10 protein-coding genes are annotated in these 20,321 nt (G+C 57.7%); 9 read left to right on the plus strand and 1 reads right to left on the minus strand.

The annotated features are described in order from the left end of the window. Positions 1 to 61: 61 nt before the first annotated feature. The 5 genes from KB449_RS01360 (at position 62) to tnpC (ending at position 14,784) form a co-directional block, all read left to right on the plus strand. The gene (locus tag KB449_RS01360; protein WP_282906636.1) at positions 62 to 6,571 is read left to right on the plus strand and encodes an S-layer homology domain-containing protein; all 6,510 of its coding nucleotides are present in this window, start codon (positions 62 to 64) and stop codon (positions 6,569 to 6,571) included. A gap of 1 nt (position 6,572) precedes the next feature. Beyond that, entirely contained in the window at positions 6,573 to 8,090 is a 1,518-nt protein-coding gene (locus KB449_RS01365; RefSeq protein WP_282906637.1) for an ABC transporter substrate-binding protein, read from the plus strand. After that, a complete protein-coding gene (locus KB449_RS36390; RefSeq protein WP_282906638.1) occupies positions 8,087 to 9,808 on the plus strand; it encodes a sensor histidine kinase in 1,722 nt (573 codons plus the stop codon). Before KB449_RS01365 ends, KB449_RS36390 begins: the two co-directional genes overlap by 4 nt. A 766-nt stretch (positions 9,809 to 10,574) precedes the next feature. Continuing rightward, positions 10,575 to 13,040 carry a DUF4832 domain-containing protein gene (locus tag KB449_RS01375; protein WP_282906639.1) on the plus strand — a complete coding sequence of 822 codons (2,466 nt, stop codon included), beginning with the start codon at positions 10,575 to 10,577 and terminating at the stop codon, positions 13,038 to 13,040. A gap of 286 nt (positions 13,041 to 13,326) precedes the next feature. Further along, positions 13,327 to 14,784 (plus strand): IS66 family transposase, encoded by a 1,458-nt coding sequence (gene tnpC / locus KB449_RS01380; protein ID WP_282906640.1) that lies wholly within the window; start codon positions 13,327 to 13,329, stop codon positions 14,782 to 14,784. Positions 14,785 to 14,952: 168 nt separating this feature from the next. Here the strand turns inward: tnpC and KB449_RS01385 are convergent, their stop codons facing one another. Continuing rightward, positions 14,953 to 15,501 carry a TetR/AcrR family transcriptional regulator gene (locus tag KB449_RS01385; RefSeq protein ID WP_282906641.1) on the minus strand — a complete coding sequence of 183 codons (549 nt, stop codon included), beginning with the start codon at positions 15,499 to 15,501 and terminating at the stop codon, positions 14,953 to 14,955. Between the two features lie 189 nt (positions 15,502 to 15,690). Between KB449_RS01385 and KB449_RS01390 the strand changes: the two genes are divergently transcribed. From KB449_RS01390 to KB449_RS01405, 4 genes are all read left to right on the plus strand, one after another. Next, complete coding sequence (locus KB449_RS01390; protein WP_282906642.1) at positions 15,691 to 16,086, plus strand: (R)-mandelonitrile lyase; 396 nt, start codon at positions 15,691 to 15,693, stop codon at positions 16,084 to 16,086. A 116-nt stretch (positions 16,087 to 16,202) separates the two neighbouring features. Then, a complete protein-coding gene (locus KB449_RS01395; RefSeq protein ID WP_282906643.1) occupies positions 16,203 to 17,138 on the plus strand; it encodes a PhzF family phenazine biosynthesis isomerase in 936 nt (311 codons plus the stop codon). A gap of 30 nt (positions 17,139 to 17,168) precedes the next feature. Further along, on the plus strand, positions 17,169 to 17,657 hold the full coding sequence (locus KB449_RS01400; protein ID WP_282906644.1) for a DinB family protein: 489 nt from the start codon (positions 17,169 to 17,171) through the stop codon (positions 17,655 to 17,657). A gap of 287 nt (positions 17,658 to 17,944) precedes the next feature. Next, positions 17,945 to 20,317 (plus strand): alpha-L-arabinofuranosidase C-terminal domain-containing protein, encoded by a 2,373-nt coding sequence (locus KB449_RS01405; protein WP_282906645.1) that lies wholly within the window; start codon positions 17,945 to 17,947, stop codon positions 20,315 to 20,317. The last annotated feature ends 4 nt before the right edge of the window (positions 20,318 to 20,321 follow it).

Raw genomic sequence — 20,321 nt, forward strand, 5'->3', positions numbered from 1 at the left:
ATTTTTCTTTAATTTTTTGTGATAACGCTATCATTGGTAAAATCATTCGAGGAGGTTTCCGATGCATCCCTTATCGGCCCATCAGATTCGAAAATCGTCATTCAGCGTTTTCCTGGCGATGTGTTTGCTCTTGAGCACGGTGCTGGCAAATACGGCGGCGCCGAGCCGAGCCAATGCCGCTAGCCCGGACCCGACGCGCGTACCGGTCAATCCTTATCCGAGCCCGGTGGCGGACAGCGCGCTGGCCAAGCACGATCTGACCGCCGCGACCAGCCCGCTGGACAATCCGCTCAAGGGCTTCGCCCCGTTTTATCCGTGGGACAACGAGACTTCGCTTCCCCACAGCCTGGAGTGGTTCTACGTTCCGCTCAAGGCGGTCATGAACGGCCCAAATTCGTTCACGTTCGACTCCGGCATCGAGCCGCAGCTGAATGCGATTGCCGCAAGAGGCAATCAGGCGGTGCTTCGCGTCTATCTGGAGTACCCAGGAGAGGCGGACGCGATCCCGCAGTTCATGCATGACGACGGCATCGCGATCCGTCACAACGACGCCTTCAATCAGGATGAGCCGGATTACGATGATCCGCGCATGGTCACCTATTTAACTAACTTCATTCATGCTTTCGGCGCCAAGTACGACGGCGATCCGCGCATCGGCTTCATCCATATGGGCCTCGTCGGCTTGTGGGGCGAGTGGCATACCTGGCCTTACGACACGGATACGAGCAGTGACAATTATCCGGATCACATGCCGAATGCGACGACGATTAACGCCATTTTTAACGCCTACGATACGGCCTTTAATCACACTAAATTAGAGGTCCGCAATCCGGGCCTGCCGGGCGCGGGCGATTACGACATCGGCTATCATGACGACTCGTTCGGCTTCAAGGAAGGGGATCGGCTGCAGAGCGTGACCCAGCCGGAGAGCATGGGCGGCGCCTACTATTCGTTCATGACGCAGATGCTGGATGCCGGCTCGGAGAACAAATGGATCACGGAATCGATCGGCGGCGAGGTCCGTCCGGAGATTCAAGACCGTTTCTTCAGCGGCGGCGCCGACGTCGACGACGCGATCGACGACATCGAGCTCACGCATGCGACGTGGATGATCAACCATAAAGGCGTCGGTAGCTACAGCGCGAACGATGCCAAGGTGGCTGCGGGTATCCGCAAGATGGGCTACGATCTGAACGTAAAAAGCGCTTATTACAACAACGTGGCGCAGGGCGATCCGCTCAAGGTCGGCGTGACCATTCAGAATAACGGCGTGGCGCCGTTTTCCTACCCCTGGAAGGTGCAGCTGGGCGTCAAAAACGCGTCCGGCAAGCTGGTCAAGCAGTGGGAGACTTCATGGGATATGACGAAGGTCCAGCCTGTGCAGATCCGCACGTACCCCGAATGGAACGTAGATGGCAATCCGAAGTACGTGCCATTCGGCGAGCCGTATTATTTTGATACGACCATCGACGATCCGGCCTTAAGCGACGGTTATTATTACCTGGTCATGAAAGTCGTGAATCCGCTCGAGGCCATCAGCAGCAAAGCGAAACAGGTCGGATTCGCGAATGCGGATCAGGACAAGGAAGGCTGGCTGAATCTCGGTACGGTGCTGACGGGGGACTGCGCGTCGCCATGCACGCCTCCGCCGACAACGCCGCCGCCTCCGCCGACGAAGCTGCTCATCGATAATTACGACGGGACGCCGGCCTGGTCGGACAGCACGCAGAACGATCTGAATCAATGGACCGGCTCCAGCAACTTCGCGAACGGCAGCGGCGCCGGCGTCGTTGAAGACGGCGCGCTCATCCTTCAATATCAGAACATGTCCCGGTTAGAAACGAATATCGGCCGCAATCTGGCAGCAACGAGCAAGCTCGTCATTCGGGCGAAAGGCGCCGTCGGCGGCGAAGAAAGCCAGATTAGCCTCACGATCGGCGGCGTTACGAAAACGCTCGGCCAATTCAGCGGCAACACCCTTACGACGAGCTATAAGGATCTCGTCATCGATCTGCCTGCAAAAGGCGTGGATCTGTCGCAGACGATCTGGAGCATCGCCCTCGCGCAAGCGACCTGGAATACGACGGGTACCATTTATATCGATGAGATTTACTTCACGGACAAATACGAATCGGATACGGAAACAGGCGGCGGTAACGGTAATGGTCCGGACACGCCGACGAATCCGGGCACGGGCACGCCGGGGCTGATCGAAGACTTTGAGTCCTATGCGAACGATGCAGCTATCGGGCAAGCTTGGACGGAAGCCTGGTCCGACAAGCCGGGCTCGGTGACAAGAGCGCTCGGCCTGGCGAGCGGGAGCAAGGGCCTCCGGCTGTCCGTCGCCACCGCGGATGCGGAATGGGCGAATATCATCCACGCGATCCCTGAAGGCAAGCGGGATTGGTCCCGATACGACGGCTTAAGCTTCTGGGTCAACAACACGACGAGCGACAGCAAGGATTTTAGCTTGAACGTCGCGCTTGAGACGCCCGTCACCAAGGGAGAGTTCGGGTTAAAGGACGGCGGATCGGCCTACACGCTCGCCGCCGACGGAAGCTGGCGTGCAGCGGCGTTTAACGGCGCTTCGCTGAACGTTCCTGCCGGATTTTCCGGCGTCGTCAGAATTCCTTGGGACCAATTCGTTCAAGCCGCCTGGCAGTGCGACGGCGATCAGACGGCATGCGCGGCCGCGCTGGATCCGAGCGAGATCGACGGACTCCAGCTCGGCTTCCCGCCCAAGGGCTATACCCACAATGTCGTCACGATCGACGACATCGCGCTCTATCGGGCGGACCGCGTACTGGACAGCTTCGATACGTATGCGGACGATGCCGCGCTGCAGAACGTCTGGAAGATCGACTGGGAGGACGGGAATCCGTCCGCGCTTCGGACGATCGACAAGACCAACGTCGCAGACGGCGCGCAGGCGATGAAATTTTCCGTTGTCCCGCCGTCCGGCAAGCCCGCATCGAATTGGGTCAATATCAAACGCGCGGCGTTTACCGGGACGGACACAGATTGGACCGACTACGACGGTCTAACCTTCTGGGTGAACAACACGTCGCCGAGCAGCAAGAGCATGGACCTCAACGTCGCTCTCGTCACCGACGCTTCGAAAGGCGAGTTTTCCTTAAAAGCCGGCGGCGCCGTCAAGTTCTATCACGCTGCTGACGGCTGGAAGACGACCACCCTCGGGGGCGGATCGCTGTCGATCGCCGCTGGCTACAAGGGCATGGTCCGCATTCCTTGGGACGCCTTTTCCCAATCGTCCTGGCAGGGCTGCGGCGCTTGCGACGCCGCATTCGACAGAAGCAAGGTGCTGCAAATTCAGTTCGGCTTCGGCCCGGCCAGTCAATCGGACAATGTCCTCACGATCGATGCGCTTGGCTTGTATGCGCTGGCGGGCAGAACGAGCGGCGGCGACGGAGGTCCATCCGGACCGGAGCCGGTGGACCACCCAAGCGCACCGGACTGGGCGACGGCAGAGGGAACGCATGCGCTCACGTACAGCCAGGCGCCTGTAGACAATCCGCTGAAGGGCTTCCTTCCTTTTTACGATGCGTCCGAGGAAGCGTACTTCACGGCCGGCGACGATTGGAGGGACCGTCCGACCCAGCTGCCTTACAGCATGGAGTTTTTCTACCTGCCGCTGAGCAAGCTGATGAACAACCTGAACGACTTCGACTGGACGGAGCTCGACAAACGGCTGGAGGCGGTCGCTGCGAGAGGCAATCAGGCGGTGTTCCGCGTGTATCTGGACTATCCGAACAAGCCTTCGGGCATTCCGCAATTTCTGATCGACGAAGGATTGAAGACGTTTGCCTATGAAGGCTACGACAATGGAAAGGACGCCACGAGCCTGGCGCCCGATTACAACGACGAACGCTTGATGGGCGCTTTGGACAACTTCATCGGCGCGCTTGGCGCGCGTTATGACGGCGACCCTCGGATCGGATTTATCATGATCGGCCTGATCGGGTTCTGGGGCGAGTGGCATACGTACCCGTATGACGGCAATTTAAAGTCGCCGAACCTCATGCCGACCGACGCCAACCTCAAGCGTGTGCTGACCGATATGGACAACGCGTTCGACAGCACCCAGCTTGTGCTGCGGTATCCGATGGACAACGGTACGCTGAAAACGACGAATTTCGATGTCGGCTATCACGACGATTCGTTCGCGTTCCAGACGCTCCCGCCGAGCCTCGGCGGTCAAAGCTGGCATTTCTGGGGCCGCATCAAGGATGCGTCGGCCACGGAATTCTGGAAGAAGAACGCCATGGGCGGGGAGATGCGGCCCGAGATTCAGGTGAAAATGTGGAACAACGATCCGCCGCGCTACAATGAGCCGTCGACGCCGATCGAAGGCGCGCAGGGCGAGGATTATTACACCAGCCTGGATCTGACTCACGCCTCCTGGCTGATCGCGCAAGGCATCTTCCAGACGCCGCTGGACGCCGATGCGCTGGCAAGAGCGGCGGGAGGCTCGCGCAAAATGGGTTACGAGTACTACGTGCCGACCGCTTATCTGGATGCATCGGGCGGTAATCTGAAGGTCGGCGTTGAGTTGGAGAATAAAGGCGTAGCTCCCTTCTACTATAACTGGAAGGTCGAGCTCGCCGCGCAAACGGAAACCGGCATCGTGAAAATCTGGGAGCCGGGTTGGGATCTGAAAGACATCCTGCCAAATACGAACGGCTTCGACGGCAACAAGCTGTTCGCGTCGACGAACAATCCGGCGCTGGGCAACGGAAGCTATCGGATTCTGATGCGCTACGTGAATCCGCTCGAGCAGATCAATGCTGACGCCAAGTCGTTCCTCTTCGCGAATGCCGAGCAAAATGACGGCGGATGGCTGAATCTGGGCAGCGTCATCGTATCCGGCAGCGCGGCCGGGGCGCCGGTGAGAGTGACGGAGTTGACGGCTACCACGGCGGAACAGCTGAAGCTGGCGCCGGGCAAGAGCGCGCTGATCAGCGTCGCCGCAGCGCCCGCAGCGGCAAGCAACACGAGAGTCGTATGGTCCTCGGCAGACCCGGCAGTCGCCTACGTTTCTGACGCAGGCTTGGTTAAAGCTGTCGGCAATGGCCGGACCGTGATCACGGCCAAGACGTCGGACGGCAACTTCGCGAAGCAGTTCCAGGTGACCGTGTCCTCGGGGTCCGAACCGGAGACCAACCCGTCTTCCGGCGGCACGACCGTGACGACGGCGCCGGATAAGACAAAGGATGGCGTCAAGCTGAGCCAAGACGCCGTGAAGACGGTTCAAACCAAGAACGCGGACGGCGTCGCCGAGACGACGGCAACAATCGATGCGAAGCGTCTTAAAGAGGCATTCGACGCGCTCGCGAAGCAAGCGTCGGCGACCTTAAACGCGGTCACGATCGACGTTAAAAACGACGGTGGCAGCGTGAAGGTAGAGATACCGTCGTCCGCGCTGATCGATGCCGCCGGCAATCTGCCGGGTGCGTCCATTGTCGTGCAGACGGATTTGGGAAGCTACAAGGTGCCTGTCTCCGTTCTGGGACTGTCTTCAATGGCGGAGAAGCTTGGCGTTAGCGCCGATGCGATGACCATCCGAATCGAAATCAACAAAGTGGCAGGCGCGGCCGCAGAATCCTTGTCCGCACAAGCAGCCAAGGATGACCTGACCTTGCTTGCCCCAGCGCTGGCATACAACATTTTTGCGGAGGCGAACGGAAAATCCGTCGAGATCGCGGACTTCGGCAGCACGTACGTCGAGCGAACGGTGATCCTGTCCGGAAAGGTGGATCCATCGAAAACGACAGCCTTGCTGTACGACCCGGCTGCAGGCACCTTCCGTTTTGTTCCGGCCGTCTTCCAGGCGAGCGGCGACCGTACGGAAGCCGTGATCAAGCGGAACGGGAACAGCATCTACGCGGTGGCGTCCGGCAGCAAGACGTTCGCCGATCTGAACGGTCACTGGGCCAAGGCGGATATTGAAATGCTGACATCGAAGCTTATCATCAATGGCGTCACGCCAAGCAGCTTTTCGCCGAACAGTCCGATCACGCGCGCAGCGTTCGCGGCCCTACTCGTTCGCTCGCTCGGTTTAAATTCGCCGGCTGCGGCAGCTTCGTTCAGCGATGTCGCCCAAGCGGACTGGTATCACGATGCGGTCGAACAGGCGGTGAATGCGGGTATCATCGAGGGCTATCAGGATGGTACTTTTAAACCGAACGACCGGATTACCCGCGAGCAAATGGCGGTCATGCTGTCCAGAGCGTTGAAATACGTGGGCCAATCCGCGGTAGCGGGCGACGTCCAGGAGTCCATTCTTGAGAAGTACGCGGACAAGGGAACGATCGGCGCTTGGGCCAAACCGGCCGTCGCCGAGCTGCTTGCCGCCGACATCATTCAAGGAAGATCGGCAACAACGATCGATCCCGGCGCGAGCGCGAGCAGAGCCGAAGCGGTCGTCATGCTCAAACGGTTTTTGCAGCGCGTTCAATTTATGAAACTGAATGTTGGAGCCTCGGCAGGAATCTGCCGGGGCTTTATACAATTGAATGGTATCCATGTTCATTTTCCGGGGAGACAGGCCTAAGATGAAAACCATCCATCGAATTTTGCTGCTATTTTCGTTTGTCGCGTGGGTCGCGGTTGCCTCGGCCTGCAAAGGCGCGCCGGAGCATGGCGAGTCAACAGGCGCGGATGCGCCGCAGCCTTACGTCACGTTAAGCATGATCATGCCGGGGGACGAGTCGGCGCGCATGCGGGAGTTCGTCGACAACGAGCTGAACGCGCGCTTGAAGCAGGAGCTGAACATCAAGCTGGAATTGACGTATATCCCCTGGGCGGACTATCAATCCAAGGTCGAGCTGGCGCTGTCCACCGGAGAGAACTACGACTTGTTCTGGTACGGCACGTCGTTCGTGTCGGATTACAAGACGAAGGGCTATATCCGGCCGCTGGATACGCTGCTTCAGACGTACGGACCGGATCTGACGACGAACATCCCGGCGGACAACTTCAAGCAGTACGAGATGGACGGCAGCCTGTGGGCGATTCCTTCGCAGGCGTTTACTTCAGCGGGCAAATTCACGTCGGTGATGGTGCGCCAGGATCTGCTGGAGTCGGTCGGCATGAAGGAGATCCGGACGATCGCCGATCTAGAAGCTTTTTATACGAAAATGCATGCTCGGGATCCGAGCTACTACGGGTATTTGGAGAACGACCGCGGCCAGGACGTCCTGTGGCGGGAGCTGTCGGATCAGCCGCTTACCTTCCTGGATGAAAATCAGATGTTCGCCGTGAATGAGAATACGGGCGAGCTGGTCGATTATCTGGAATCCGATTTGTACAAGAAGGTCGCCCAGGTACGCAAACGGTGGGTGGACATCGGCGTCATCGACAAGCGCCTCGCCGGCAACAAGGCGGCCAACATCGATCAGGAGGACGCGGGCAGGCTGCTGTTCCGCGTGGGTGCCGTCTCCCGGGCGATGGAGAACCTGCAGACGGTGCAGAACGCGGACCCCGAGGCCATACTGAGAGAATACTACTTGGCGCCGGACAAACCGAAATACATCGTGGCGCCCTCCAACGAGGCCTATATGATTCCGACCAAGGCCCTCCATCCGGAGCGTGCCATGCAGTTTATGAACTGGATTTTGCAGAGCAAGGAGCACTACAATTTCATCATCTACGGCCTGGAAGGCAAGGACTATCGCATCGAAAACGATAAAATCCAGCTGCTTACGAACGATCAGTTCATGTACGAGTGGATGTGGCGCAACAAAAATTACTTCATGCCGACGACCAACGTGGACGATTCCGTCGTGGAGGATATGCTGCATAACGACGACAACGCGCGAATATCGAAAATATTCGGCTTTCATTTCAACCAGGAACCGGTCAAAAAAGAGTATGCCAAAGTGCTCGCGGTGTACAACGAAAAGTTCCTGCCGATCAATCTGGGCATCGTCGGCTATGACCAGGCGTTTCCGGGCTCGATGGAGGCGCTGAAAAAGGCCGGTTACGATAAAGTATGGGCGGAGCTTAAGCGACAATACGCAGATTTTCGGGCTGCACAGACCTCCCGCGCGGATTGGGGGGGATCGAAGTGAAATCCAGCATTTTCACCAATATGGTACTCGCCTTGCTGCTTCTGCTGACCCCGATCATCGCGCTGTACGCCTATTCGAATCATACGAGCTCCAGCGTCCTGACAAGGGAGATCGTGAAGGCGAAGCGCACGCAGGTCGAGACGTTCGTCGGGCAGCTCGGTCAAATGTTCGCCCAATACGATTCCTATCAGAAGATGCTGTACGAGAGCACGGAAGTCCGTAATCTGGCCTACCCGGACCTGCTGAACGACGATCTGCTATACTATCGCACGCTTAAGACCGTGTCCGAGGAAATCAGCAGGCTGGCGGGCTACGGAAGGTGGAAGGGCATCATCGCGGTCGTCTACCCGAAGACGGGGGTGGTGATCAAGAGCAATTCCAGTCTGGGCGCCGTGCCTGCAGAGCTGCCTGACAAAGACGGCTTCTGGAGCTATCGGTCGAGCTCGAAGGGCAATGCCTATTTTATCGAGACGATCTCCAATCCGGCCAAAAGCGCCAGAGAAGAAGAGGCGGATCTGACGGTCGTCGCCAAAGTGGACGAAGGCGAGATCAAGAGCGATCTGTCCGAGATGAAAAGCAACGGGCTGGAGGATCCCTTTTTATACAAGCCGGGCGATTCTCCGATCTACAACTATACGGCGAATCAGGCTTTAATCCGGGAGCTGCTGCCCGAGCTGGATCCGGTCGCCACGGAAGAGGGCTTCGAGCCGCTGCTCATCCGGACGAGCGGGGGCACGTACCAGGTTCATATGGACATGGTGCAGCCGCTGGGCTGGTATCTGGTAGACTACGTGCCGATCGACACGATTATGGCTCCGATCAAGCGCAGCCAGACGATGTTCTACTCGATCAGCGGCATGATGCTGTTTATGGCCTGCATCCTGAGCTTTTTGCTGTACCGGAGCATCCGCATTCCGTTCCGCAAGCTGATGCAGGGCATGAACTTCATCGAGAAGGGCATCTATACGAGCCGGATGAAGGATCCGCCCAAGGGAGAGTTCCGGTACGTCTATCAAAAGTTCAACTCGATGGCCGCAAGAATCGAAGAGCTGATCGAGGACGTGCTGAAGGAGCAGATTCGGACGAAGGAAGCGAACGTCAAGCAGCTGCAGTCGCAGATCAATCCGCATTTCCTCTACAACACGCTGGCGTATATCAAGAGCATGGTGGAGCTTGAGGAAAAAGAAGCGGCCGTTTCGATGACGATGAATTTGAGCCGGTATTACCGCTACACGACCAAGCTCAGCAGCAGCTTTGCGACCATTCAGGAAGAGCTCAATCTGATCGAAAATTACTTGGACATTCACCGCATGCTGACGGACGACTTCGAGTACGAGATCGATATCGATCCGGCGATGCTGAAGATGGAGATCCCCCGTCTGTCGCTGCAGCCGTTGATCGAGAACGTGATCGTGCATGCGTTCCGGAAGCCCGTGAAGTACGGGACCGTTCGCATCCGGGGCAGGCTGGAGGATGGCGGCCTCGCGCGCCTTACTGTCGACGACAACGGCACGGGCCTTGCGCCGGCGCAGCTGGAGGCGCTGCAGACGAAGATCCGTACGGCGCCGAGCGACCAGATCGATTCCGGCTTGCAGAACGTGCATCAGCGGCTCATGCTGCTGTTCGGCAAAAGCTCCGGGCTGTTCCTCAGCCACTCCGAGCGGGGCGGACTGTGCGCGGAGCTGATCTGGCAGGTGCAGGAGGAGGAAGCGGAGTGAAGGCGGTTGTTGAGAGGCCGGTGGGAGGGTAATTCAGAAAACTCGCCTCATTAGCCGCATTAACGAACGCTGCGTCCGCAACATCGCCGATAGCCGTGATTTTGAGTAAATAATGCATCCAGTGTCCGGCTGCGTCGGCCGCGGTGTCGGCATCGCCTCTTGTATAGGAGGCGATGGATCTTTTGCGGTCCGCGAAGTTGGAATCTCCTCTCGTATAGAAGGCGATGGGCCTTTGGCGGCCCGCGAAGTCGGTATCGCCTCTCATATAGGAGGCGATGGGCCCTTGACGGTCCGCGAAGTCGGCATCGCCTCTTGTATAGAAGGCGATGGGTCTTGTGCGGTCCGCGAGTTCAGCATCTCCTGCGCAGCAATCGCAAAGTGCTGCCGTACGGTAGCACGACAATCCAGCGCTGCCCCACATCCGCCGGAAGGCTGTCTCAAAGGTCATCATGTGACCTGGGAGACAGCCTTTGTTTTTGTTTATCGGATAACGCCTGCTCCTGAAAAGCAGATCTAAAAAAGATGGTTCCAATCTTAAAATCGGGGCCTATCAGCATGCAAAACGTGTGATTTATGATGATATCGTAAGCGCTTACGCAGGCTTGCGAGGCTTATGGGCGCGGCTCCGTTCGTTTGCGTCGGCGTTGCGATCTATCGGAACGCAGAAGCGAAGCCGTACCGGAGAGGAGGCGAGGAGCAGGGACGGCGGGCAGGCCCGCCGGTCGCTTCAGCAACATAACCTACTCGAACAGGAGTGAACGATGTAATGTCGAACGCAACACTCGCAAGGCCCGCAAAGCCGGCGCTCATTATGCTTGTTTTTGTGCTGATCGGTACAATGCTGCTTATGAATCTCCGGCTGCCGCATGCCGCCGCTTCGGGCGAATGGCAGGCACAGACGTACGACCCGAACAAGCCGGGGCTGGAGCAGAATCCGCTGAAGGGCTTTTTGCCCTTTTCCAAGCAGCCTTCCGAAAGCGTCGATCCGAACAACAGCTTCCCGCACAGCATGGAGTGGTTCTACGTTTCTTTGCGGGACCTCATGACAGGCTCCAACACATACAATTGGGCGCCGCTGGATGCCTATCTTAACGATATCGCGAGCCGGGGGAACCAAGCCGCCTTCCGGGTCTACGTCGACTATCCGGGACGCACGACCGGCATTCCGCAATTTCTGATCAACGGCGGTCTGCTGACGCGCGATTACGACCAGAACGGCAACCACGACTCGTCGACGCACAGTCTGGCGCCCGACTGGAACGACGCCAACCTGAACACGGCGCTTCGCCAGTTCGTCGCCGCGCTCGGCGCCCGTTACGACGGCGATCCGCGTATCGGCTTCGTGACGACGGGTCTGTACGGCTTCTGGGGCGAATGGCATACGTGGCCCTACAATGCCGCCCCGAACGACTGGCAGATGAACCAGACGAACATGGACGGGCTGCTCACTGCATTTAAAGACGCGTTTCACACGACGCAGGTCCTGGCCCGTTACCCCTATTCCGCCAGCACGTCGACGCTAAAAAACGCCTTCGGCTACCATGACGATTCGTTCGCCTGGGAGACGCTGACCCAGACGACCTGGGATTTCTGGAGTCTCATCACCCAGAATAACCTGCAAAACATCTGGCAGACGCATCCGATCGGGGGCGAGCTCTATCCGCCGCTCCAGCAGGACACGAACTTCTGGCAGACCTGGCCCAACCAGAACGGTCAGAACTTCCAGACCTCGGTCGAGACGACGCATGCCTCCTGGCTCATGTACGACAAGGTTTACAAGTCGACGCTCCCGAGCGCGACCGCCACGGCCAACGCGCTGCGCGCGCACAAGATGCTGGGCTACACGCTGTACAACTCCGGCGTGCAGCTGCCCGATTCGCCGGCATCCTCGCTGACGGTCAACGTCAAGCTGCAAAATAAGGGCGTGGCGCCGTTCTACTACAACTGGCCGGTCGAGTTCGGTGTGCTGAACGCCTCCGACGTCTGGGTCAAGTCGCTCGGTTCGGCGAACTGGAATCTGAAGAGCGTGCAGCCGGGCGGCGCGGATTACAGCTTTGCCTTCAGCGCGAGCCACAATCTGGCTGCCGGAGACTACAAGTTGGTCATGCGCGTCGTCAACCCGCTATCGAACGGCAAGACGGTCCGCTTCGCGAACACGCGGCAGGATGCGAACCGCAGCGGCTGGCTGACGTTGTCGGGCTTCCATGTAACCGCGAGCGCCACGACCTCCACGACGTTGGCCGATCCGCCACTGACCGGCGGGGCGACACCGACACCAACGCCGACACCGACGCCGACACCGACGCCGACACCGACGGCAACACCTACACCAACGCCGACACCAACGCCGACCCCGACGCCAACACCGACACCGACACCGACACCAACCCCGACCCCAACGCCGACCGGCACGACCTCCTATGAAGCGGAAGCTTCGGGCAACACGCTTGTCAGCCCGGCCGCCGTCTCGAGCTGCGCGACCTGCTCCGGCGGGAGCAAGGTCGGCTACGTGGGCAACGGCAGCGGCACGCTGCGGTTCAACGGCGTCACGGCGCCTGCCGCCGGCGATTATACGTTGACAATCTATTATTTGAACGGAGACGCGAGCCGCTCGGCCTCGCTCAGCGTGAACGGCGGCGCGGGCGCGTCGATCAGCTTCCCGAGCTCCGGCGGCTGGACGACGGTCGCCGCGAAGACGACGACCGTGCATCTTCAGGCGGGCGCCAATACGCTGCTGTTTTCCCAGCCGACCGGCTATGCGCCCGATATCGACCGCATCGTCGTGAGCGCCAGCGGCGGCGGAGGCGGCACGACGCCGCTTATTTTCGACAATTACGATAATGCTTCCCAGTACAACACGCAGCTGAAAAATGACATGGGGGGCGGTTATTGGGGAGACGGCAGCATCTCGAGCAACGGTTCCGAGCTGACGCTCAGCGGCGTCAGCTGGTGGGACTCCACGTTCAGCGCAGCCGAGACAAACGTCAATCTGTCCGCCTACACCTACCTCGTATACGTCGTGAAGAGCGCCACGAACGGCGCCTCGTTTAACGTGACGATGTGGGATGCAGGCGGGGCCGAGGGGACGAAGACAGTCACCGCCACGACCGCTTATCAAACGATCCGAATCCCGCTGGCCGACTTCGCGGGCTTCGACAAGGCGACGGCCATTAAGTTTAAGCATAGCGCGTTTACGGGCAACTTTACGATCGACGAGATCCGGTTCGAATAGGCCTGTTTTCAAAAAATCGGCACCCGACTCGGCGGCAGCGAATCGTGGACAGGTAAGCGAGCGTTCGGTGGATCGAAAAAACGGCATCTGTACATGTATTTTCAACCGACCCGAGACATCGGAGGAAATGCCTGCAAATATGCAGGTAAATTGAAAACGCAAGCCGGAAATCCGGCCGGTGGAGGAAAATAACTGCGTTTTTGGTTACTACTTAGGTCCGCCCTTTTAGTTTTCTGGATATAGGTGTAAAAGATTATACCTATGCGTTCAGAAACGGGGGAGCCGGATGATAGATAAGAAACTCATCAAGCAGATCAGTCATAGTGATCCTGAGACCATCGAGGCGTTCATTACATCGCTGGTCGATCAGTTTACCGCTACAATCGCGCAGTATACCGCTAAAATCGAGAAGCTTGAAAACCGAATCAAAGACCTCGAACGTCAGCTTGGCCAAAACTCCCGCAATAGCAGCAAACCGCCTTCAAGTGACGGTTTCCGCAAGCCGACCAACTCGCGGCAGCCCGGCGGAAAAAAGGGAGCGCCAAAGGGCCATGACGGACATACGTTGCTCTTCGCTGAAGTGCCGGATCACGTCGTTCATCAAACCATATCCGTCTGCGGCGCTTGTCAGGCGTCGCTCGAAGCCGTGCCGTCTTTGGACTACGAGAGACGTCAGGTTTTTGACCTGCCTGCACCACGCGTTGTGGTCACCGAGTATCGCGCAGAGAAAAAGTGTTGTCCGCATTGTCGGCGTACGCAGCGCGCCCTCTTTCCTGAGGGCGTGAATGCTGCCACACAATACGGCGACGGATTCGCAGCCTGGACCGCGTATTTGAGCGCGTTTCAAATGATTCCGCTTGCGCGTATTGGGCAACTCTTTGCCGATTTGACCCGTTACCGTCCGAGCGATGCGACGCTCTTGTCGTACCTAAAAGTCATGCATCACCGCCTAGCACCGGCTGAGCAATGCGTGCGCGAGGCGCTGCTGAAAAGCGACTATCTGCATTGCGACGAAACGGGCTTTGGTGTCCAAGATCACGAGCACTGGCTACATACCGCCTCCACTGCCGATTACACGCTATTTACCGTTCATCCCAGCCGCGGAAGTGTGGGCATGAAAGCAGGAGAAATCTTGTCTACTTACACGGGAACGGTGATGCATGACAGCTACGGCGCTTACTTTAAAGATGAATTCTCCTTCTCCCACTCGCTCTGCTGCGCCCATCTGCTTCGTGAATGCCAGGGGATAAGCGAGCATGACAAGCATACCTGGTCGACGCGGATGAAAACGTTGCTGCAGGAAAGCTGGAAGACAGCTTCGGACCACCGAAAACGAGGTGAGCCTTTGAGACAGGAACACATCCAGCAGATGCAGCAACAGTACGACGAAATTCTAAAACAAGGTGAACTTGAATGGTCCAAAGATCCTGTTCGCCCCAAAACCGGCCCGAGAGGCCGAAAAACGAAAAGCAAAGCGGCGAATTTGGGACAGCGGTTCCTGAGTTACAAGGACGCCATTCTCCGCTTTCTTTATGATGCCAAGGCGCCCTTTGACAACAACCAGGCCGAACGCGATATTCGCATGGTGAAAGTCAAAGACAAAGTTTCAGGCTGCTTTCGTACAGAGCAAGGTGCAAAAGTTTTCGCGCGCGTGCGCGCCTTCATTTCCACACTTCTCAAGCAACAACTCCCCATACTCCCCTCCCTTTCGGCGGCACTCCGCGGCACTTTTACTTTTAGTTGACCTAAGTAGTAACCGTTTTTGCATCTTTTATGTCCAAAAGGGCCGACACCGGCAGAAATGGATGTATATTTGCAGGTTTTACGGCGAAGGATCGACGCGGGCGACGATATGCGGGCACGGAGCGTGCCGACGAGCGTCGCCGTATGGGGCTCGGGGCCTCTCGACCGATTACAGACTTCTCCCCAGCAGCGTTCCGACTTGCTGCGCCATGACGCGCGGCGGATGGGGCATGCCGTTTTTAATCCACCATTCAATGATGCCGACATAGGCGGTACCGGCATACTGGAGCATGACATCGTCCGTCAGGTCCGTATTTTTGCCGCTGTCCCGGTCGATCTCGCACTTGAAGCCTTCCATAAACGAATTCAGCAGCCGGGTTCTGAACGAAGACGGGGCGCCTTTGCTGGCCAGCATCGTCGAGAAAAACAAATAATTTTTTTCAAAGTATTCAAAATAAGGGACGAGCGCGTCCTTCCATTCCAGCTCGCATGCCCAATCGTCCATCTCGCTCATTTCGTTCATGTGCGATTCAATGAGTCGGTCGAGCAGATCGAATTTGTCCTGGTAATGAAGATAAATGGTCCCGCGGTTGACGTCCGCCCGGTCCGCGATCTCCTGAATGGTGATGTCGTCGAAATTCTTTTCGGTCATCAGCTCGATGACGGCTTTTTTCAAAGCCTCCTGCGTCTTCGCGATTCTACGGTCCGTTTTCGCCATAATCTTTCACCTAGCTTTCCCCGACATACTTAACACTTTCCGCCGATGTGTTCATCTTTGAACAGATCCCAGCGGATTGACCATTGAAACCGGCGCAGTCGATTATATAATAATAGACATGAGTTGACTATTCAAATGGGTTCGACTAAGTTATGAAGGAGATCCCGATTCGGACGGAGGAGAGCAGACATGGAGATAAGAAGAGCGGGGGAGCAGCCATCCGGCAAAGGTCCTTCGGATTACTTTACCGGGACGGTACGCATCGATCCGCTGTTCGAAGCGGCCGCTCCCGCACGGGGAGCCGGCGCCAGCGTGACCTTCGAGCCGGGCGCGCGGACCGCATGGCATACGCATCCGCTCGGACAGACGCTCATCGTGACGGCAGGCAAAGGACGCGTACAGCGCTGGGGCGGCGAGATCGAGGAGATTCGTCCAGGCGACGTCGTCTGGTTCCCGCCCGGCGAGAAGCACTGGCACGGGGCTTCGCCGACGACGGCGATGACGCATATCGCCATTCAGGAACGGCTGGACGGCAAAGCTGTCGAGTGGTTGGAGCATGTGAGCGACGAGCAGTACGAGGGTTAGGGCATATCGCTACGGCATCAGAAACGAGGGTCGGCAATCAGCCGTTCCTCGTTTTTGTTACGTAACGCCTTGCGTTAAGTTATAAATAAGAGGTGGTCAAAACTTAAGGCGAACTCGTGAGAGAAGTGACAGTGTACCATTATGATGCATTTAGCCGTATTCCGAACAAAGGAAATCCGGCTGGCGTCGTACTGGACGGGGAGATGCTGACGGCCGAGCAGATGCTGGAGGCGGCACGGAAAGTCGGATTTAACGAAACGGCCTTCCCGCTTCCTTCTGATGCAGCGGATTTGAGAATCCGTTATTTTACGCAGGGACATGAGATCAATCTCTGCGGACACGCGACGATGGCGACGCTATATGCGTTAAAAACGAGAAGCATGTTGGGCGACAAGCGCAATTTGACGATCGAAACGAAAGCGGGAATTTTGCCCATCCGTTTTGATGCAACGAATGAACTCTATATTACAATGCGGCAAGCGGCTCCTCAGTTTCAGGCTTTCAAGGGTTCGCTAGAAGAACTGGCCCTATCGATGGGAATCGGCGAGCGGGACATAGAGACAGAATGGCCGACCATCTACGGAAGTACCGGGACCTGGACGCTGTTGGTTCCAATCAAGACCCTGTCCGCATTCAAACGAATGAAGCCCGACAATAAACAGTTCCCGTTCATCTTAAAGGAAATGCCGAACGCCTCCGTCCATCCCTTTTGCTTTGAAACTCACGATTCCCGCGCCGATATGCATGCCCGCCACTTTTCGTCGCCATTTTCCGGTACGGTGGAGGACCCTGTGACGGGGACGGCATCGGGCGTCATGGGCGCTTACTATGCGAAGTATATTAAGCCGGAGCCGGAACTAAACCTTCTGATCGAACAGGGCCAGGAGCTCGGAAAAGACGGAAGCGTGAGCGTCACTGTAGTTAACGGAGAGCAAATCGATATGACGGGCACTGCCGTTTATGTAAATGAATTCAAAATTAAATTGGCTGAGGTTCCTCTATTAAAAAACGAGCAATCGGAAAGAAATGACGCGCTCGGGCTTGTCGTATAATCGGGCTAGGACAAAGGAGGGACCCGATTAATGAGCCTGATCCAACTGTTAGAGGAAGAACTGCACCGGGAAGCAGCGTCTACCCGCCGTCTCATCGAGATGATTCCCGAAGCAAGCCTGGCTTGGAGGCCGCATGCCAAGTCTATGTCATTGGGACAGCTTGCACTGCATTTGGCGGGCATGCCCGAGACTGTGGCCTCGATGCTGGCTTCATCGTCCCATGAAGTGCCGACCGTTCCGCTGCCCGAAGCCGCATCCGTCCCGGAAATCTTGACGCTTTTGGAGCGATCCACCGCGGCAGCGGCCGGCAAGATCCGCGAGTGGAGTGACGACGAACTCCAGCATCCCTTCAGCTGGACGCTTGGCGGCACGGCGATCGTCTCGACCTCGCGATACGAGCAGGTTCGCTCGACGCTTCTTAACCACTGCTATCATCATCGCGGTCAATTGACGGTTTATCTCCGCCTGCTCGATGTGCCGATCCCCGGCATTTACGGCCCCAGCGCGGACGAGCAATAAAGAGAATCATCTACGGCAGCCCAATTCGTCCGATCGGACGAATTGGGCTGTTTGCATATCCGCAGCATGGCCTTTAACGGCATTCATTTTCGCATCATCGATCAGGTTTTTCTCGATCATCGATCATTTACGCTGTAAATAAAAGATGAGATTCTAGGAAATAGAACGCGCTTTGCGTGTCCGGCCGGTCTGCGCCACGGCGGCGTTCTCCAGCTTCGCACAGGCGATTGCGCCCGCCTGTTGGCCGCATACGCATACGGCAAATGACGTTAAGGAGCGAATCTCAGATGACCATTCCAGGCAAATTGACGATAAACACGCAACAAAAAGGAACGCCGCTGGGCGACCTGTTCGGCATCTTTTTCGAGGATCTCAATCACGCCGCGGACGGCGGGCTGTACGCCGAGCTGGTCCGCAATCGCTCCTTCGAGTTCGATCCGATCGATCATCCGGACTATCGCGCGCTGACGGGCTGGGAAAAAATCGAGCGCGGCGCGGGCAAGGCGACGCTAACCGTCGAAGATGCGCATCCGATTAATGATCGCAATACGCATTATGCGGCCATCGACATTATAGAGGCAGGGGATGGCGTCGGCATCGCCAATCAGGGCTTCAATACCGGCATTCCCGTCCGTGCCGGCGAGCAGTATCGGTTCTCGGTCTATGCAAGGCGGGACGCCTCCTTCGCGGAGCCCGTGCGCATTGCGGTCGAGAGCGAAGACGGGACGGTCCGTGCGGAAGCCGTCATCCAGGTCGAATCCGCCGAATGGAAGCGCTACGAGACCGTGCTTGCTGCGAGCGCAACCGACTTCGGCAGCTGGCTGACGATCGTGACCGGAGGAACGGGCAAGCTGTATCTGGATATGGTGTCCCTGTTTCCCGCGAAGACGTTCCGCGACCGGCCGAACGGACTTCGCGCGGATATCGCGCAGCTGCTGGGCGACCTGAAGCCGAAGTTCATGCGGTTTCCGGGTGGGTGCCTGGTGCATGACGGCTCGTTGAATGCGGAAGACCGGGATTCCATGTACCGCTGGAAAAATACGATCGGCGACGTCGCGCAGCGTCCCCCCAGGCGCAACAATTGGCGGTATCATCAAACGCTTGGACTCGGTTATTATGAATACTTTCAATTCTGCGAAGACATCGGAGCAAAGCCGATTCCGATCCTGCCCGCCGGCTACGATCCGCATCACAAGCGAATCGTGCCGATCGAGGCGCTGGGTCCGTGGATCGACGACGCGCTCGACCTGATCGAATTCGCGAACGGCGACGCGTCGACCGAATGGGGAAGCATCCGAGCGAAGCTCGGGCATCCGGCACCCTTCAATCTCGAATATATCGGAATCGGGAACGAAGAGGTCGGCGCGCCGTTTTTCGAACGGTACGCGCACTTCCACAAGGCCATCAAGGACAAGCATCCGGCAATTAAAATCATTAATTCCAGCGGCCCCTTCGCCGCGGGCGGCGAGTACGAACGCGGCTGGCGCTCTGCCAGGGAGAACGGGTCGGACTTGGTGGACGAGCACTATTACCAATCGCCGGAGTGGTTTCTGGCCAACGTCCGTCGGTATGACAGCTTCAAGTCGGAAGAGCCGAAGGTGTTCCTGGGCGAATATGCTTCCTGGGGAAATGCTTATCTAAATGCGTTGGCGGAAGCCGCGTTCATGACCGGGCTGGAGCGGAGCGCGCATGCGGTCGGTCTGGCGTGCTACGCGCCGCTGCTCTGCAACGTCGATTACGTGAATTGGAAGCCCGATCTGATCTGGTTCAACAACCGCGAGGCGTTCGGAACCGCGAATTATTACGTGCAGCAGCTGTTCATGCACCATCAAGGCGACTACTTGCTTCCGGTCGAGGCCTCCGGCTTGAAGCCTTCCGAGCCCTATCGGGAAGTGACGCCGATCCGCGGCGGGATTGGATTTGGCGCGAACGCGAACGTGGTCGAGTACACCTCGATCCGATTGATCAATCATGCGACGGGCGAGACCCTCTCCTTTGCGGATACGGCGTTTGACCGAACGGGCGCGGGAGACAAGCAGACCGCCATGCTAGGCGCCACTCATTGGGAGGACTATACGCTCTCGCTCAAAGCCAAAAAAACGGACGGCGGTCAATGGGGATTTGCCGTTTACTTCGACTGGGCCGACGACCGGCAGCATCTGCAGTGGGACATCGGCGGCTGGCAGAACCAGGATTCCCTGATCCACTCCGTCATCGGCGGCAAAGGTTCGGTACTCACTCAAAGTCTGTTCGAGGTGCAGAACGGCGTGGAGTACGATCTGGCGCTTCGCGTTACGGGGAGAAAAATCGTCGCCTCTATCGACGGAGTCGTGGTCGGGGAGACGGAGGACCATATCCCGTACATCGAGCCTCTATATTATTCGGCGAGCCTGGAGGAAACGACGGGCGACATCATCGTGAAGGTCGTCAACGTCCGCTGCGAGTCCGAGACCGTGGAGCTGGCGTTCGAGGGCGTGGAGAGCGGCCGTCCGCTCGTCGCGGAAGTCCATGAGCTTAGCGGCCACGGTCTCGAAGACGAGAATTCGTTCGAACAACCGGCCAGAATCGCGCCGCGCACGAAGACATTCACGGTCGATCGGCCGGCATTCGCTTACGAGTTTCCGAAGCATTCGGTGACGGTTATTAGGATATCTGGTTGATGCC

The organism is Cohnella hashimotonis (assembly GCF_030014955.1).
Taxonomy (GTDB): Bacteria; Bacillota; Bacilli; order Paenibacillales; family Paenibacillaceae; genus Cohnella; species Cohnella hashimotonis.

Bases quoted from the DNA above. Each gene is read 5' to 3' on its own strand.
- KB449_RS01360 (WP_282906636.1), top strand. From the start codon at position 62: ATGCATCCCTTATCGGCCCATCAGATTCGAAAATCGTCATTCAGCGTT.
- KB449_RS01365 (WP_282906637.1), top strand. From the start codon at position 6,573: ATGAAAACCATCCATCGAATTTTGCTGCTATTTTCGTTTGTCGCGTGG.
- KB449_RS01375 (WP_282906639.1), top strand. From the start codon at position 10,575: ATGTCGAACGCAACACTCGCAAGGCCCGCAAAGCCGGCGCTCATTATG.
- tnpC (WP_282906640.1), top strand. From the start codon at position 13,327: ATGATAGATAAGAAACTCATCAAGCAGATCAGTCATAGTGATCCTGAG.
- KB449_RS01385 (WP_282906641.1), bottom strand. From the start codon at position 15,501: ATGGCGAAAACGGACCGTAGAATCGCGAAGACGCAGGAGGCTTTGAAA.
- KB449_RS01390 (WP_282906642.1), top strand. From the start codon at position 15,691: ATGGAGATAAGAAGAGCGGGGGAGCAGCCATCCGGCAAAGGTCCTTCG.
- KB449_RS01400 (WP_282906644.1), top strand. From the start codon at position 17,169: ATGAGCCTGATCCAACTGTTAGAGGAAGAACTGCACCGGGAAGCAGCG.
- KB449_RS01405 (WP_282906645.1), top strand. From the start codon at position 17,945: ATGACCATTCCAGGCAAATTGACGATAAACACGCAACAAAAAGGAACG.